The organism is Nocardioides sp. NPDC101246, from assembly GCF_044767415.1.
Taxonomy (GTDB): domain Bacteria; phylum Actinomycetota; class Actinomycetes; order Propionibacteriales; family Nocardioidaceae; genus Nocardioides.
In genome coordinates, this window is record NZ_JBIWNX010000003.1 from 223,612 (window position 1) to 238,374 (window position 14,763).

General features: G+C 68.1%; 18 protein-coding genes and 1 pseudogene. 4 read left to right on the forward strand and 15 right to left on the reverse strand.

What is annotated here, in order from left to right:
- Nucleotides 1-43: 43 nt before the first annotated feature.
- From ACIRON_RS06580 to ACIRON_RS06600, 5 genes and pseudogenes are all read right to left on the reverse strand, one after another.
- Nucleotides 44-376, reverse strand: a complete 333-nt coding sequence (locus tag ACIRON_RS06580) for an ArsR/SmtB family transcription factor (RefSeq protein ID WP_402990534.1) — start codon at nucleotides 374-376, stop codon at nucleotides 44-46.
- Nucleotides 373-846 (reverse strand): SRPBCC domain-containing protein, encoded by a 474-nt coding sequence (locus ACIRON_RS06585; protein WP_402990537.1) that lies wholly within the window; start codon nucleotides 844-846, stop codon nucleotides 373-375. Before ACIRON_RS06585 ends, ACIRON_RS06580 begins: the two co-directional genes overlap by 4 nt.
- 28 nt (nucleotides 847-874) lie before the next feature.
- The gene (locus tag ACIRON_RS06590) at nucleotides 875-2,080 is read right to left on the reverse strand and encodes an MFS transporter (protein ID WP_402990540.1); all 1,206 of its coding nucleotides are present in this window, start codon (nucleotides 2,078-2,080) and stop codon (nucleotides 875-877) included.
- Between the two features lie 142 nt (nucleotides 2,081-2,222).
- Nucleotides 2,223-3,038 (reverse strand): APH(3'') family aminoglycoside O-phosphotransferase, encoded by an 816-nt coding sequence (locus tag ACIRON_RS06595; protein ID WP_402990543.1) that lies wholly within the window; start codon nucleotides 3,036-3,038, stop codon nucleotides 2,223-2,225.
- Between the two features lie 148 nt (nucleotides 3,039-3,186).
- A pseudogene (locus tag ACIRON_RS06600) lies at nucleotides 3,187-3,405 on the reverse strand (helix-turn-helix domain-containing protein); the annotation flags it as partial.
- A gap of 45 nt (nucleotides 3,406-3,450) precedes the next feature.
- Here ACIRON_RS06600 and ACIRON_RS06605 point away from each other — a divergent pair.
- Nucleotides 3,451-3,975: a VOC family protein gene (locus tag ACIRON_RS06605; RefSeq protein ID WP_402990546.1), complete on the forward strand. Its 525-nt coding sequence runs from the start codon at nucleotides 3,451-3,453 to the stop codon at nucleotides 3,973-3,975.
- Nucleotides 3,976-4,609: 634 nt separating this feature from the next.
- On the opposite strand, the gene ACIRON_RS06610 is transcribed toward ACIRON_RS06605, so the two are convergent.
- From ACIRON_RS06610 to ychF, 8 genes are all read right to left on the reverse strand, one after another.
- Nucleotides 4,610-4,924 carry a HigA family addiction module antitoxin gene (locus tag ACIRON_RS06610; protein WP_402990549.1) on the reverse strand — a complete coding sequence of 105 codons (315 nt, stop codon included), beginning with the start codon at nucleotides 4,922-4,924 and terminating at the stop codon, nucleotides 4,610-4,612.
- Nucleotides 4,899-5,180, reverse strand: a complete 282-nt coding sequence (locus tag ACIRON_RS06615) for a type II toxin-antitoxin system RelE/ParE family toxin (RefSeq protein WP_402990552.1) — start codon at nucleotides 5,178-5,180, stop codon at nucleotides 4,899-4,901. The genes ACIRON_RS06610 and ACIRON_RS06615 overlap by 26 nt, the downstream gene beginning before the upstream one ends.
- 208 nt (nucleotides 5,181-5,388) lie before the next feature.
- Complete coding sequence (locus tag ACIRON_RS06620; protein WP_402990555.1) at nucleotides 5,389-5,886, reverse strand: hypothetical protein; 498 nt, start codon at nucleotides 5,884-5,886, stop codon at nucleotides 5,389-5,391.
- Nucleotides 5,887-5,991: 105 nt separating this feature from the next.
- Entirely contained in the window at nucleotides 5,992-6,237 is a 246-nt protein-coding gene (locus ACIRON_RS06625) for a hypothetical protein (protein WP_402990558.1), read from the reverse strand.
- Between the two features lie 115 nt (nucleotides 6,238-6,352).
- The gene (locus ACIRON_RS06630) at nucleotides 6,353-6,781 is read right to left on the reverse strand and encodes a hypothetical protein (RefSeq protein ID WP_402990561.1); all 429 of its coding nucleotides are present in this window, start codon (nucleotides 6,779-6,781) and stop codon (nucleotides 6,353-6,355) included.
- A 151-nt stretch (nucleotides 6,782-6,932) separates the two neighbouring features.
- Nucleotides 6,933-7,469, reverse strand: a complete 537-nt coding sequence (locus ACIRON_RS06635) for a VOC family protein (protein ID WP_402990564.1) — start codon at nucleotides 7,467-7,469, stop codon at nucleotides 6,933-6,935.
- Nucleotides 7,470-7,552: 83 nt separating this feature from the next.
- A complete protein-coding gene (locus tag ACIRON_RS06640; protein WP_402990567.1) occupies nucleotides 7,553-8,218 on the reverse strand; it encodes a helix-turn-helix domain-containing protein in 666 nt (221 codons plus the stop codon).
- A 58-nt stretch (nucleotides 8,219-8,276) separates the two neighbouring features.
- Nucleotides 8,277-9,350 carry a redox-regulated ATPase YchF gene (ychF, locus tag ACIRON_RS06645; protein ID WP_402990570.1) on the reverse strand — a complete coding sequence of 358 codons (1,074 nt, stop codon included), beginning with the start codon at nucleotides 9,348-9,350 and terminating at the stop codon, nucleotides 8,277-8,279.
- Nucleotides 9,351-9,430: 80 nt separating this feature from the next.
- Between ychF and ACIRON_RS06650 the strand changes: the two genes are divergently transcribed.
- Nucleotides 9,431-10,759, forward strand: coding sequence for a GH1 family beta-glucosidase (locus tag ACIRON_RS06650; RefSeq protein ID WP_402990573.1), 1,329 nt, complete (start codon nucleotides 9,431-9,433; stop codon nucleotides 10,757-10,759).
- Between the two features lie 12 nt (nucleotides 10,760-10,771).
- Here the strand turns inward: ACIRON_RS06650 and ACIRON_RS06655 are convergent, their stop codons facing one another.
- Both ACIRON_RS06655 and ACIRON_RS06660 read right to left on the reverse strand, forming a co-directional pair.
- Nucleotides 10,772-12,148: a permease prefix domain 1-containing protein gene (locus ACIRON_RS06655; RefSeq protein WP_402990576.1), complete on the reverse strand. Its 1,377-nt coding sequence runs from the start codon at nucleotides 12,146-12,148 to the stop codon at nucleotides 10,772-10,774.
- On the reverse strand, nucleotides 12,145-12,504 hold the full coding sequence (locus ACIRON_RS06660) for a PadR family transcriptional regulator (RefSeq protein WP_402990579.1): 360 nt from the start codon (nucleotides 12,502-12,504) through the stop codon (nucleotides 12,145-12,147). Before ACIRON_RS06660 ends, ACIRON_RS06655 begins: the two co-directional genes overlap by 4 nt.
- A 131-nt stretch (nucleotides 12,505-12,635) precedes the next feature.
- Here ACIRON_RS06660 and ACIRON_RS06665 point away from each other — a divergent pair, with 131 nt between their 5' ends.
- Nucleotides 12,636-13,154, forward strand: a complete 519-nt coding sequence (locus ACIRON_RS06665) for a PH domain-containing protein (RefSeq protein WP_402990582.1) — start codon at nucleotides 12,636-12,638, stop codon at nucleotides 13,152-13,154.
- On the forward strand, nucleotides 13,151-14,743 hold the full coding sequence (locus ACIRON_RS06670; protein ID WP_402990585.1) for a PH domain-containing protein: 1,593 nt from the start codon (nucleotides 13,151-13,153) through the stop codon (nucleotides 14,741-14,743). Before ACIRON_RS06665 ends, ACIRON_RS06670 begins: the two co-directional genes overlap by 4 nt.
- Nucleotides 14,744-14,763: the final 20 nt, after the last annotated feature.

Here is a 14,763-nt window from a genome sequence, read left to right on the forward strand (position 1 = left end):
TTCACCCGGTTCGAGTGAGTCACGCACCGAGCCACGGCAGGGCTCAGAGGTTCTCGGCGATCTGCTTGATGGCAGCAAGGCGACGGTCCCACTCGACCCCGATGGCATCGAGGCGACGAGCCACGGTGCTGAGTCCGGAGCCGACGACCCGGTACTGGACCTCGCGCCCGGCCTGGACCGTCTCCACGAGGCCGACCTCGTGCAGGACGGCAAGGTGCTTGGCGATGGCCTGCCGGGTGATGGGCAGGCGCCGGGCGAGGGCGGACGCCGAAGCGTCGCCCTCGCCGAGGGCGGAAAGGATGCTCCATCGGCTCTCGTCGCCGAGTGCGCTGCACACGTTGACCACGACCTGATCGACGAGGTTGTCGTCGCTCATGAGTCCTGCTCGAGGAGGAGGACGAGCTTGTCGAGCTCCTCGTCCCAGCCGCCACGATGATCCGCCATCAGCCCGGTCGGGTCGCTGGTGTGCTCGAAACCCGTCTCCACGACGGTGAGCCGAGTCCCGCCAGGGGTCGGCTCGAGGGTGAAACGGAAGACCGTGGAGCGCTGTTCATCGACCGTCTCGGGCAGCGGGCCTTCCTCGTTGCACCAGCGGTAGGAGACCTCCGAGGGAGGGTCGAAAGTCTCGACCCGGATCGGCACCCGGCGCTCCCCCGGCCAGCCGATCGTGCCGAGGGCGCCGACGCCGGCACCGGTGAGAGTGATCTGACCGAACCACTGCGAGATCAGCTCGGGCTCGGTGACGGTCCGCCAGACCTTCTCCCGGGGCGCGTTGATGTGGATCGTACGGCGCACGCTGAAGGTGTCGGCCTCGACTTCTGCCCTGGGGTTCGGCGTGTTCTCCATGATGATTCCTTTCTCTCGGTATCGGCGGTCACCGCACGGCGGCGGATTCCAGTGCTCGTTCTGGTCGGGTCGAGGGTGAGGGCGCGGGGCGCAGGGAGGGGCTGGCGATCGCGGCTACGACGGCGATGGCGGCGAGGATCGCAGCGGTGAGAAGAGCCGCGTCCATGCCGCCGGCGGTGATCGCCCGCCCTCCGGCGAAGGCGCCGATGGCGTCACCGAGGTTTCCGGCGGATGCGGGCAGCGAGGCCGCGAGGATCGCACCGGGACCGGCGAGGTGTTCGACGCGGTGCTGCCACGGGGTGGTGATGCCTGCGCTGCACATGCCGAGGCAGAGCACCGCGAGAACCGCGACGGCGGTGCTCGTTCCCCACAGGAGCATCGCGACGAGTGAGGCCGATGCGCCGACCGCACCGACGGTCAGGGCGCGTGCGGCACCGATGTCGGCGAACCCTCCACCGGCCAGCGACCCGACAGCGGCGGCGATGCCGTAGCCCATCAGGCAGACTCCGATCCAAGGCCCCGAGACCTCGGCCACGCCGTCCAGGAACGGGACGAGATAGGTCAGGGCCGCAGAGACGCCGGCGAACAGCAGCACGCCGACCGCGAGCACCGCGAGCACGCTCGGCCCGAAGGCGAGCCGCAGCTGCGCGAGCATTCCGACGTCGCCCTCGGCAGGAACCCGCGGCACCACCAGCAACGCCATCACCAGGACGGCCGTGGACGCCACGACGACGGCGAGGAACGATGCCCGCCAGCCGACGGATTCACCGAGGAGCCGGCCCAACGGCATCCCCACCGCGCCGGAGACGGCGAAGCCGGAGATCACGACCGCCATCGCCCGGCCGGCGCGTTCCGGGGGCACCATCGATGTCGCCGTGGTGATGGCGGCTGCGATGAACAGCCCCTCCACGGCGCCGATCACGACCCGGGCGGCGATGAACGCCTCCAGGCCGGCGCCGAGCGCGGGAAGGAGGTTGAGCCCGGTGAACGTCACGATCGCGGCCAGCAGGACCGTCCGCCGGTCGAGGCGAGCGGTCAGGAACGTCAGAAGCGGGCCGCCGACCGCGATCCCGAGCGCATTCGCCGAGACCAGCACACCCACCGCCGGGACCGGGACCGCCAGGCCCTCGGCCATCAGATCGAGCATGCCCATCACGAGCATCTCGGCACACCCCATCACCAGCGTTCCGGCGAACAGTGCGCCCAGAGCGACCGCCGCTCGTGAACCGCGCATTGCTGAACGATCCTGTGGGTAAGACATCGGCACACCCCTTGATCTGCAACTCAATGGTTGCATATCACCGTGGCACACTCGCCATCGAATTGCAACCATTGAGTTGCACTAGCTTGGCCGGGTCCGCGGTCGTACGACCGGTTCAGCCAGGCCAGGTCAGTGGGTCGAGGTGCAGATAGAAGCGCTGACTTCCGGCGTCGAGACGGATTCCGTACAGCTCGGCGAACTCACGATCGGCCTGGCGGGCGGTGGCCTCGTCACGCCACGTCTCACGGGCGTTCGCCAGCAACAGGGCGATGTCGGCGTACGGGTCAGCACGACCGAGCCGCCCCAGGTCGATCAGTCCGGATACGCGCATCGTGTCCGGGTCCACGAGGATGTTCGGAAGACAGAGGTCGCCGTGGCACACGACAGGTGCACTGCGTTCCTGAGCCGTGCGCTGCGGCAGCTCGTCCTCGATTCCGTCGAGAATCATCGCCGGCGGCACCTGCTGCAGCTCTTCCGGCAGGAACTCGGCCTGGACCCGACCGGCGGCCACCACCTCGCGCGCGAGCGGCATCATTGTCCCGAGCCCCCTGTCGAAGGGACACTCCTCCACAGGAAGACCGTGCAGCACCCGAACGATCTCCGCGATGCTCGGCCAGGCGCGTCGAAGCGCAACGGCATCCAGCCGATCGGCCGAGACTCCGGCAACCGCACTGGTGATCAGACACGAGCCATCAGCTGTCACGCGCCAGTCGAGCACGTTCGGGGCTGGAAAACCTGCCTCGCCGAGCCAGGTGATCCGCTCTCGTTCCGCAGCCAGGTCCTGCCCCGCCGCAGCAGGAACGACCTTCGCATAGCGTGCCGCCCCGCGGTCATGAAACACAGTGGCACCAGACTCTCCGCCGCCGACCGACGCCCACGCCGCTCCGTCAGCCGGCAACAGCCCCGCCGCAATCAGACCCTCGATCATCATGACGCGAGTATCTCCACAGAGGCCCGGGCCGGGACATTCACACGTTGACGCGGAACTCCACCAACACCCGACGCCCTTCCGCGGCGAACCGCCTGCGTCATGCGACCTTCAGCGGCGTGATCGCAGCGATCTGCTAGGCCGCGCGGTAAGCGCCGATATCAGCTTCGACGGGGTAGCCCATCTCCCGGAGGCGATCGATGTCGCGACGCACCGTGCGACGCGTGACCTCCAGGCGATCCGCAAGTTCGCTGCCTGACCAGGTACGTGGAGTCTGCAGTAGCGACAGGAGGCTGAGAAGGCGTGAGGTCGGTCCGGCTATGTCCCCATATTCCTCGACAAGTAGGACAAGAACAGACCTACTTCCCATCTAGCGTCGGTCTCGTCAGCACAACCGACGAGACGAGAAGAGACCATGGCAAACACGAACGGCACCGCACCTGCCGGCTACACGAGCGTCGCGCCGTGGGTCGTCACTGACGACACCGGAGCATTGCTCGACTTCATTGCGCAGGTCTTCGATGGCGAGGAACTGGCCCGTGTCGCCACGGAAGACGGCTCGACAGGCCACGGTGAGATTCGAGTCGGAGACACCGTCGTGCTGGCCTTCGATCGGCGCCCGGAATGGCCGGCCATGCCGAGCCTGCTGCGCGTGTGGGTACCGAACGCGGACGAGAGTTTCACGAGGGCACTCGCCGTGGGGGCAACGGTGGTGACCGAACTCAGCGACAGTGCCTTCGGACAGCGCGGCGGACGAATCAAGGATCCGTTCGGCAATATCTGGTGGGTGGTGAGCCACGTCGAGGACGTTTCCGAAGATGTGATGTGGCAGCGTCTGCAGGAGCCTGCATATGCCGAGCAGATGCGCACCGCACAGGAGACGCTCGACGCAGAGCTCAGCGGCCGGACCCAGCGACGCAGCAGCGCACCCACACGCTGAGCGAGCTGATCATCAAAGGCATGCCCGCTCGAACCACAGCTCGTAGCGGCTAGGGAGGTTCTTCCAGATCCCCCGCGACGTCGCGAAAGTGCCGCGCAACTGCTCGGCGGTGTCTGGCGGAAGGACCACACCGACGCCAACCTGAGGCTTGATACACCTCTGAGCTGGCCATCGACGGCCAGATCGTCCGGGGGCCTCAGCAGGAGCAGAAGGTGCCGCGACCTTGACTGGTAAGCAACGTGGGAGCCCTGAGGTCACCAGGTGACTTCGGGACTCCCACGTTGCTGCTGTACGGCCACGGGAGCAGGGTCGCGTACGTCAGAAGAGGCTTCCAAGGACTGTCCTGAAGGCGTCACTCCAGAAACGTCTCAGTCGCTCGAGTCGTGACGCCCCGCATCGCCACTCCTTCTCTCGCTCGAGACTGGCCCTGGTCACGCCTTTCTCTTCGCCGTCCATCGCGACGTCGAGGCGTCCGTTCATCGTGTGGGTAGCGACCCGGAACACCGGCAGGTCGAGCTCTCGTGCCGCCTCGTACTGACCGACAAACTCGCTGGGGGCACGGTGAGTGGGATCCCAATAGCGTGGAAACCTCGTCATGCAGCATCCCTGCGACCTTCTCCGCGGTTCGCTTGCGTCACGCGACCTTCAGCGGCGTGATCGCAGCGATCTGCTCGGCCGCACGGTCCGCCGCAAGATCGAGGTCATAGTGTGCCTGCAGGTTGAGCCAGAACTCCGCCGACGTGCCGAAGTACCGGCCGAGCCGAAGGGCCGTGTCCGCGGTGATCGCCCGCTTACCGTGGACGATCTCGTTGATCCTGCGCGGTGGCACACCGATCGAGACCGCCAGCTTGTTCTGGGTGATCCCGAAGCCCTCGATGAAGTCCGCCATCAGAACCTCACCGGGATGGATCGGCGGGATCTTGTCAGTGGTAGTCGACGAGCTCGACATCCTCCGCACCTCCGTCCTTCCACATGAAGCAGATTCGCCACTGGTCGTTGACCCGGATGCTGTGCTGGCCTTGGCGGTCGCCCTTGAGCGCTTCCAGCCGATTGCCTGGCGGCACCCGCAGGTCGTCGAGGGTCGTCGCCGACCCGACCTGCCGGAGCTTGCGCAGAGCAACCTGCAAGATCCGTTGGTCGTACGAAGGAACACGCTCACGGTTCCACAACCGTTCCGTGTTCTTGTCCCCGAACGACCTGATCACACGACCAGCTTATAACGCGATACGTTAATAACGCTAGACGTTAAATGGGAACTCCATCGAGTCGCGGAGCCGAGCAACCTCGTCGGAGAGCTTTCCGCAGGTTGCCGTGCGGGAGCCGAAGGCCGCGGCCGGATCGTGCAGCCTCGAACGGGCCGGACGACTTCGTGTTCCTGACGAAGCCCGAGCGACCAGTGCCCCGCAGGGCGACCTACGCACCGGCACGAGCGTGCTGAGCGCCGAGCGCTTCGCGAAGCTGTCTCGAGGCGGACCGCGGTGGAGCGCCCGCGCGCCAGATTGCGAGCAGCAGATCCGCCCGCGGCTGACCCGGTTCCGTCCAGCTCGGCCCGAGCCCTGCTTGATGGAGCACGTCGATCAGGACGTCGCCTGCTGCCGTACGCGCTTCGGCCCAGGCCCGCACGTACGCCTCATCGACCTGGTTCAAGGTGGTCTCGCTCTCCACGATCGAAGGCGACGCGACGACCGTGGCACGGGCCTCCTCTCGGTGACGCAGGAACGCGATGAGGAAGTAGACCAGGGCACCAGCCCAGCTGAAGACCAGCACCATCACGATGTCGAGGACGTCCAGCCCGCCGAACCGGCCCCGGGCAGCGATGCTGCGGCCGATCAGGACCAGCGCGACGATCGTCGGCACCCACCACAGCGCTACGACCGCGACGATCCGCATCGCCTCAACCTGGCCAACCATCGCAGCTCCACTTCGTCAGCCGAGACCTCGGCCGAGACTAGCCGCGGTTCGTCAGCCGTCGACGTCGAACGGCGAAACCTCGAGTCGACCCGGAGCGATCACCCCTCAGGACTGGAAGGCATTCTTCAGCCACGCGTTCCGTCGCTCCAACAGCTTCGTCATATAGCGAGTGAGCACGAGAACGTTCGCCAACCGCCCGACTACCCCGGCGGGCGCTACGAACTCCACGACGTCCGTCATCAGGGTGCCGCCTGTGGCCGGCTCGAATCGGTGCTCGTGCCACCACCGCCGGAACGGGCCGGACTGCTGCTCGTCCACGAACCGGTGCGGAGCGTCGTACTCGCTGATCACCGAGGTCATCGTGATCGGGACGCCGAAGTGACGGGCCCTCCAGGTCGTTCACGTATGCGCCACCGACCGGATCGGCAGCCAGTATCGCTGCTCCGACCAGTCCGGCAACGGCGGTTCAAACTGTTGGGTGGCTCTCGGCGAGGTCCTGCGCGGCGGCGATCACGTCGGCAGAGTTGGTGACCATGGGTAGGTGCGCGCTGGCGATCTCGATGATGCCGTGTGCTCCGAGCTGGGCTGCGTAACCCCGCTGAGCACTGGCGGTGAGCTCGGCATCATCGGTGGTGACGACGTACTTCTTGAGCGGCACTGCGCGCATCGCTTCGTACCCCGTCGTGCGGGTGGTGAAGTACTTCACCGGCTCGGGTTCGAGGTCGGCGATCAACCGCTGCACGGTTTCTTCGTCGAGCCCCGCGGCGAGGCCCTTGCGGATCACTGGCTCGGGCGGCCTGGTTCCCGCGACGCGGAGGATCAGAGGGAGCACGCTCTCCTCGAGCAACTGCGATGGCGGCGCGGCGTACCGAAGTCGGCACTCGCCCTGGCCCATGCTCTCGCAGGTGACCGCACCCACCCCCTGGGCGTTTGTCGACAGCCTGGTGAGTGGCGACGACTTGAGGTCGACTGATGCCATCGGCCGCTGAGGGTGGTACGTCGAAGCGCACCCTCCATCCGCGCCGACGGAGAAGCACGCCCGGTGGCTACTGCGAGCCCTTCGGGTCACGCAAGCCGGTCATCGCTTCCAGCAGCGTGTCGTGGATATAGGCGAGCTCGGGCGACTCCCCACCCCATCCCTCGTCGGTGCCCTCGGCCGCCCACTCGCTCTCACCGTCCTGGGTGTCCCAGACCACATCACCGTGCTGCCAGATCCACCACAGGTTCGCGCTCGCGTCCTGCACGCGGGCGAACTGGGTGCCGAAGAAGTCGGTCGGCTTCGTGACCAGACGCGCCCCACGCGCGAGGGCACGCTCGAGGACCGCGTCGAGGTCATCGACATAGACCTGGAGCAGGCTCGGCGTGAAAGGCCAGTCCGGCTTGCGCTCGGCGAGCATGATGGTGGTCGTGCCGACGCGCACCTCCGCCTGCAGCAGCAGCCCGTCCTCGTCGATGGTGCGGGCCTCTGCGCGCTCCTCACCATCAAAGACCTCGATCACGAACCGGGTCAGTTCAACGGCATCTGCCGTGATGATGAAGGGGTTGACCGTGGCATAGCCCTCGGGGGCGGCGGGTGCAGACATCGTTTGCTCCTTGCTGATGGCGGATGCGATGTCTTCAGCCCATCACAGAGCGAAGGTCACGGTATTGAACAATTCCGCCATCGTCAGCCGGACAGCACCTGGCCCGGCGTTTGGCCGTGGAAAGCTCTCAGCGAACGAGTCAGGTGAGCCTGGTCTGCGAACCCGCAGCGTGCGGCGCACTCGATCGGCGGCACGCCCTGCAGCAACAGAGCAAACGCTTCACGCGCACGTGACAGCTGCTCGATCTGCTTGCGCGTGAGCCCTGTTGTTGCGCGGATCCGGCGCTGTTGGTGCCGCTCCGAGTAGCCCGCGTCATCGCCGGAGAGCATCCGCCGGACGTCGTTGTCGTCGCGCACCACGTCGAGCTCCAGAAGACGATAGGCGAACCCCTCGAGGTCCTCGAACTCTGGGAACGGCAATGCGTGCTGCGCAAGCGTGACCCGCCCCGCCTCGACGACGAACTGCTGCTCACCACCGAGCAGGAGCTCCTTGCTCACTCCGGGCAGGACGGCGTGAGCCTTCAGCTGGATGCCCCAGCTGTGCTCTCCGACCGTCGAGCGGATCCAGCGGTGCCCGATGGTCGGGCCCGCCAGTCCAGCAAGCAGTTCTCCGTCTGGCTCGCGGGCGAACCACAGATCCCAGTACTCGACCGCCGGCACGAGGTAGCGCTCATCTCGCGTGGCCCGCGCCTGCCATACGCACTCCAGCACGGGCGAGTCGGAATGACGTTCCTCGTACATGCGCTCCATCCGCGACGCCTACCCTCCGAAGACACGTGGACGCTGGGTGTCGATGAGCCGCCAGAGATCAGTTCGAGAACCTGAACTCCACGACGTCGCCGTCGGCCATGACGTACTCCTTGCCCTCCATACGGACCTTGCCGAGGTCACGGGCCTTGGCGACGGAGCCGGCGGAGATGAGGTCGTCGTAGGAGACGATCTCGGCCTTGATGAAGCCCTTCTGGAAGTCGGTGTGGATGACACCGGCGGCCTCGGGGGCGGTGGCGCCCTGGGGGATCTCCCACGCACGAACCTCCTTGGGGCCGGCGGTGAGGTAGGTCTGCAGGCCGAGGGTGTCGAAGCCGACGCGGGCCAGGATGTCCAGGCCGGGCTCCTCGACGCCGGCGTCGGCCAGGAACTCGCGGGCCTCGTCCTCGTCGAGCTCGACCAGCTCGGACTCGAACTTCGCGTCCAGGAAGATCGCCTCGGCGGGGGCGACCAGCTCGCGCATCGAGTTCTTGAGCGCCTCGTCGGCGAGCTCGTCGGAGTCGCAGTTGAAGACGAAGATGTAGGGCTTGGCGGTGAGCAGCATCAGTTCGCGGATCAGGGCGCGGTCGATCTTCGTGGCGATGATCGGGGTGCCGGCCTCGAGGGCCTCCTTGGCCTCGACCACGGCGGCGAGGTTCGCCTTGAGGTCAGGAGCCTTGCGCGACTCCTTCTCCAGCCGCGGGATCGCCTTCTCGACCGTCTCCAGGTCGGCGAGGATCAGCTCGGTCTGGATGGTGGAGATGTCGTTGGCGGGCTCGACCTTGCCGTCGACGTGGGTGACGTCGTCGTCGCGGAAGACCCGGGTGACCTGGCAGATCGCGTCGGACTCACGGATGTGGGAGAGGAACTTGTTGCCCAGACCCTCACCCTGCGAGGCGCCGCGCACGATGCCGGCGATGTCGACGAACTGCACCGTGGCCGGCAGCAGCTTCTGAGACTCGTAGATCTTCGCCAGCTCGGCCAGCCTCTCGTCGGGGACCCCGACGACACCGACGTTGGGCTCGATGGTGGCGAACGGGTAGTTCGCCGCGAGTACGTCGTTCTTGGTCAGAGCGTTGAAGAGGGTCGACTTGCCCGCGTTGGGAAGTCCCACGATGCCGATGGTGAGTGCCACGATCGACAATCCTAGAGTCGTACGCCGACCACGACCGAAACGCCGGACGGGACCGGGGTGGGCCGGGCACACTCTGCGGTGTGAGCGAGCTTCCCGGCACCAGCCTCCCGACCGGCTTCCGCTTCGGCGCGAGCACCGCCGCGTACCAGATCGAGGGGGCGGCCGACGAGGACGGCCGGGGCCCCTCGGTGTGGGACACCTTCTGTGCCGAACCCGGCCGGATCATCGACCAGTCCAGCGGCGAGGTGGCCTGCGACCACTACCACCGGCTCGACGAGGACCTGGCGCTGATGGCGCGGCTGGGGCTGGATGCGTACCGGTTCTCGATCTCCTGGTCCCGGGTGCTGCCGACCGGCTCGGGCGAGGTCAACAAGCAGGGCCTCGACTTCTACGACCGCCTCGTCGACGGGCTGCTCGAGCGCGGCATCGCCCCGATGGCGACCCTGTTCCACTGGGACACCCCGCAGGTGCTCCAGGACGCCCACGGCGGCTGGCTGAGCCGGAAGACGGCACAGCGGTTCGGGGAGTACGCCGCGGTGGTGGCCGATCGTCTCGCCGACCGCGTCGCCCACTGGTGCCCGGTGAACGAGCCGAACGTGGTGACGGTGCTCGGCCACGCGCTGGGTATCCACGCCCCTGGTCAGGCGCTGGTCTTCGACGCGCTGCCCGCCGGTCACCATCTGTTGCTCGGGCACGGGCTGGCGGTCCAGGCACTGCGCGCGGCGGGCGCGCGCAGCATCGGCACCGCGACCAACCACATGCCGGTCTGGCCGGCGACCGACTCCGAGGAGGATCGGGCCACCGCCGGGCTGCTGGACACCCTGTGGAACCACTCCTTCGCCGACCCGGTCCTGCTGGGCAGCTATCCGGAGGATCTCGCCCCGCTGTTCCCGGTCCAGGACGGCGACCTGGAGGTGATCAGCGCTCCGCTCGACTTCTACGGCCTCAACTACTACAACCCGACCGCGGCGGCCGCCGCTGCCGAAGGCTCGGCGAACCCGATCGAGCAGCCGCCGATCCCCGGCTACCCGACCACCGACTTCGGCTGGCCGGTCATCCCCGACGGGCTCCACGAGCTGCTGACCGCGATGCACCAGCGCTATCCGGAGCACCCGCCGTTCGTGATCACCGAGAACGGCGCCTCCTACAACACCGCCCCCGGCGACGGGGACGCCGACCGGATCGCCTACCTCGACCTCCACCTGACGCAGCTGGAGCGTGCGGTCGCCGACGGCATCGACGTCACCGGCTACTACTGCTGGTCGCTGATGGACAACTTCGAGTGGGCCGAGGGCTACACCCAGCGGTTCGGGCTGGTGCACATCGACTACGACACCCTGGTCCGCACCCCGCGTCCGTCCTTCGACTGGTACGCCTCGGTCATCGCCGCGCACAAGGCGCGACGATGACCGACCAGCAGGTCAGGCGAAGGAGAAGATGAGCGGGAAGGCCACGACCACGACCGCCGCCCACAGGCCGTAGACCGGCAGGTAGCGGGTCTGCCAGCGCTCCACGTCGTGGAACGTGCCGGTGCGGCGTACGAATCCCAGGGTGAGCCACCCGGTCCAGGCCAGATGTGCCAGCAGGATCAGGTTGAGGCCGAGGGCCGCGGTCTTGTTGGCGGTCCAGCCGAACTCCGCGATCCGGGTCAGCATCGCGCTCAGCGCGATCGCGTCGACCGCGAGCGCGGCCACGACCAGCCCGAGCTGGAGCCAGTCGAAGACGCCGGCCGGTTCCATCGGGTTGTGGGCGGAGATGGAGTAGAGCAGCAGGGCCACGACGAGGATCAGGACCGCGTCCATCAGGATCAGCAGGTTGCGGTCGACCGCGTCGAAGGAGTCACCGAGGACCATCACCGCGAACATCGCCACCAGCATCACCAGCGCCAGCGGGGTGAAGACCTTGGTGAGCACCGGCGCGATGTTCTCCACCACGTTCATCTTCACCTCGACCAGCCAGGCGGCGACCATGATCGCGCCGGGGATGCCGAAGGGCAGGATCCAGTCCTCCAGGTAGGGCTCGAGGTCGAAGCCGGCCAGGTTCCACACCCCGACGCTGAGCCCGATCAGCACGCCGGCACCCGCCGCGATGAGAGCCAGGTACATCGCCAGCTCGCCGGTGAACCTCACGAAGTCCATCCGGCGGCCGTGGGAGCGCCAGTCGCCGCCGGCGTACGCCACCGCGGTGAGCATCCACAGCACCACCGGCGTGTGGATGACCACGAGCACGGCGGTCATGCCTGGATCCTCGCCCCCGCCGACCAGGGGGACCATCTCGAACGGGTAGAGGTTGACCACGAGCACGAGCGCGGCCGCCACCGCCGTCAGGACCGCGGCGACCCGCCAGGAGACCCGGCGCTTGTACGCCAGCCAGCCGGCCACGGCCGGGACCAGCACGAACGCCACGTTGCGGACGAGCGCGAACTCGTCCAGGGACTCGACCAGGATCTTGAGCGCGACACCGGCCAGCAGCGCCACACCGATGACCAGGCCGAGGTCGCGCCAGCGCGACCCGACGACGCCGGCACCCGGCTCCGGGATGAGCACGAGCTGGCGCCACAGCCGCTCGGAGTGCTCGCGGGCGAACTCGCGCGAGACGTCGTCGAGGTTGCCCATCCGCTTGACCGCGACCAGGAACGCCTCGTCCTCGGCCAGGCCACCGGCGGCCAGATCGGCGATCTGGTTGCGGAGGTGGTCCTCCATCTCCACGATGTCGTCGGTGGTCATCGCCGGCCGGCGGGCCACGAAGCCCCGCCACTGGTCGATCTGCGCCTCCAGATCCACGCTGCGCCCGCTCATGCCAACCCCTCCGCGACCGGCGGCGTGCCGAAGCTGCGCCACACGTTGTCCAGGGTGTCGGCGACCACCTGCCACTGCCGCTGCCGCTCGGCGAGCGCCTGACGGCCGGCGTCGGTGATCGCGTAGTGCTTGCGCCGGCGGCCGGTCTCCGACCGGCCCCAGGTCGCCTCGACGTGGCCGAGTCGCTCCAGGCGGTGCAGCAACGGGTAGAGCATCCCGTCGGTCCACTCCATCCTGCCTCCGGACAGCTCGGCGACCCGCTTGCCGATGGCATAGCCGTACGACTCGCCCTCGGACAGGATGCCGAGCACGAGCGGGGTCGCCGAGGCGGCGACCAGATCCTTGTCGATGCGCATGCGCACCTCCCTCACATACCTAGTTCTTCTAGGCATGAACCCTAGCTGTTCTAGGGATGAGGTGGCGCCGTCTGCACCGAATCTCCACATATCCGACGGTCGAGACCGACCACCCAATAGGCTCGCCAACCGTGAGCGACCCCGAGGCACCACAGCGACTGCGCGAACCCGCCCATCAGGTCTCCGAGCGCGCGCCGGCCTACTGGCGTACGGCGGAGGCGATCGGCGCCGTGATCTGGCTGGCGCTGGCCGTCGGTGCGGTGATCGCGGCGATCCTGGTCCCGGAGGGCTTCTGGACCTGGATCCTCTGGCTCGTGGCCGTGGTCTTCGTCCTGGCGCCGGTGCCGGGGCTGACCTTCGTGCCCTCGATCCGGTTCCGGATCCACCGCTGGGAGGTGACCGACATCGCCGTCCACGTACGCCACGGGTGGCTCACCGTCATCGACGAGATCGTGCCGCTCTCCCGGGTCCAGACGGTCGACTCGACGCAGGGACCGCTGATGCGGCGGTTCGGGCTGCGTACGGTCAAGGTCTCCACCGCCTCCTCGGCGGGCACCGTCCAGATCGCCTGCCTCGACGACGCGCTCGCTCTCGAGGTCGTCGCGAAGCTGGTCGCGATCACCGCCGCGACACCTGAGGACGCGACGTGAGCACACCCGAGGTCCCTGACGTTCCCGATGTTCCCGAGCTCTCCGAGGCGCCCGTCGTTCCGGACGCTGAGTGGCAGCGGCTGGCCGGCTGGACGGCGGTCGTCAGCCCGCTCTCGACGCTGCGCCAGGCGATCATCCCGGCCGCGATCGGCGCCTTCGGCGCCGGGCAGGCGAACGTGTTCATCGGTCTGCTGGTCGCGGCCGGCATCGCGGTGGTCGCGGCCCTGGCCGGCATGATCCCGTGGCTGACCACGAGCTATCGGGTGACGCCGACACACCTCGAGGTACGCAAGGGCCTGTTCAACCGCACCACCCTGACCGCCCGGCTCGACCGGGTGCGCAGCGTCGACCTGAACTCGACCCTCATCCACCGCGCGCTCGGGGTCACCAAGGTCAACGTCGGCACCGGGGTCGACGAGGGCCAGATCACCCTCGACTCGCTGACCAAGGACTCCGCCGCGCGGCTGCGACGCGAGCTCCTGCACTCGGCCCCCGCGCCGGCGGCGGCCGACGTACCCGCAGCTACCGCGCCCTCGTCACAGGTCGAGCCCGTCGAGGCCACCTCCGAAGGTGAGGTCGTCGCCCGGCTCGACTGGTCCTGGATCAGGTACGCCCCGCTCAACCTCAAGAACCTCGCGATCGCGGTCGGCGGTCTGGGCGCGGTCTTCGGTGCCTTCTCCGACCTCATCCCGTGGGAGTCCTTCGGCGTCCGGGTCACCAATGGCGAGATCAACGGTGTCCCTGTCGAGGAGGTCACCCGCATGCTGTTCATCGCCGTGCCGGTCGCGATCGTCGGCGCGGCCGCGGTGTGGGCGATCGGGTCGTGCGTCGGCTACGCGGTGCGCTGGTGGGACCTCCAGGTGGTGCGCGAGCAAGGCCGGGAAGGCACCACGCTGCGACGCAGCTTCGGCCTGACCAGCACCCGCGCGACGACGGTGGAAGAGGCGAAGGTACGCGGCGCCACCTCGACCGTCGGCCCGCTGATCGGCCTCGCCGGCGGCGCCGATCTCAACCTGCTGACGACCGGGCTCGAGGACAACTTTCCGGCGGTCCTGCCGACGGCCCCGGAGCAGGTCGTCTCCGAGGTCGGCACCGACATCCTCGGCGAGGACGCGTTCTCCGCGGCGCTCACCGGCCACGGGCCGCGGCCGCGCCGGCGCTACTGGTTCCGCGCCGGCGTCGCCACCGTCGTGTGGACGCTCGTCGCGCTCGTCCCGACCGTGCTGATCGGCGTCTTCGGCGACACCTGGATCTGGTGGATCCCCCTCGCCGTGCTGGTGCTGGCACTCGTTCTCGGGCTGCTCGGTGCCGAGCTGCGCCACCGCCACCTCGGCCATGCGCTCACCGACCGCTACCTGGTGGTCCGATCCGGCTCCTACACCGCCGTGCGTACCGCGCTGCAGACCGACGGCATCATCGGCTGGCGGGTGCGGCAGACCTTCTTCGACCGCCGCGTCGGCCTGGCCCAGGTCACCGCGATGACCGCGGCCGGCCAGGAGCACGTCGACATCCCGGACGTACCGCTCGAGACGGCCATCGCCCTCGCGGCGGCGGCCACGCCGCGTACGGTCTCGGAGTTCGTCGAATAACCCGTTCCACTTCGGAGGGG

What these genes read in the sequence shown, in the direction of transcription:
- ACIRON_RS06640 (WP_402990567.1), bottom strand. Translation starts at nt 8,218, where the DNA reads ATGGAGCGCATGTACGAGGAACGTCATTCCGACTCGCCCGTGCTGGAG.
- ACIRON_RS06610 (WP_402990549.1), bottom strand. Translation starts at nt 4,924, where the DNA reads ATGTCGAGCTCGTCGACTACCACTGACAAGATCCCGCCGATCCATCCC.
- ACIRON_RS06630 (WP_402990561.1), bottom strand. Translation starts at nt 6,781, where the DNA reads ATGGGCCAGGGCGAGTGCCGACTTCGGTACGCCGCGCCGCCATCGCAG.
- ACIRON_RS06595 (WP_402990543.1), bottom strand. Translation starts at nt 3,038, where the DNA reads ATGATGATCGAGGGTCTGATTGCGGCGGGGCTGTTGCCGGCTGACGGA.
- ACIRON_RS06580 (WP_402990534.1), bottom strand. Translation starts at nt 376, where the DNA reads ATGAGCGACGACAACCTCGTCGATCAGGTCGTGGTCAACGTGTGCAGC.
- ACIRON_RS06660 (WP_402990579.1), bottom strand. Translation starts at nt 12,504, where the DNA reads ATGCGCATCGACAAGGATCTGGTCGCCGCCTCGGCGACCCCGCTCGTG.
- ACIRON_RS06605 (WP_402990546.1), top strand. Translation starts at nt 3,451, where the DNA reads ATGGCAAACACGAACGGCACCGCACCTGCCGGCTACACGAGCGTCGCG.
- ACIRON_RS06655 (WP_402990576.1), bottom strand. Translation starts at nt 12,148, where the DNA reads ATGAGCGGGCGCAGCGTGGATCTGGAGGCGCAGATCGACCAGTGGCGG.
- ACIRON_RS06585 (WP_402990537.1), bottom strand. Translation starts at nt 846, where the DNA reads ATGGAGAACACGCCGAACCCCAGGGCAGAAGTCGAGGCCGACACCTTC.
- ACIRON_RS06620 (WP_402990555.1), bottom strand. Translation starts at nt 5,886, where the DNA reads ATGGTTGGCCAGGTTGAGGCGATGCGGATCGTCGCGGTCGTAGCGCTG.
- ACIRON_RS06590 (WP_402990540.1), bottom strand. Translation starts at nt 2,080, where the DNA reads ATGCGCGGTTCACGAGCGGCGGTCGCTCTGGGCGCACTGTTCGCCGGA.
- ACIRON_RS06635 (WP_402990564.1), bottom strand. Translation starts at nt 7,469, where the DNA reads ATGTCTGCACCCGCCGCCCCCGAGGGCTATGCCACGGTCAACCCCTTC.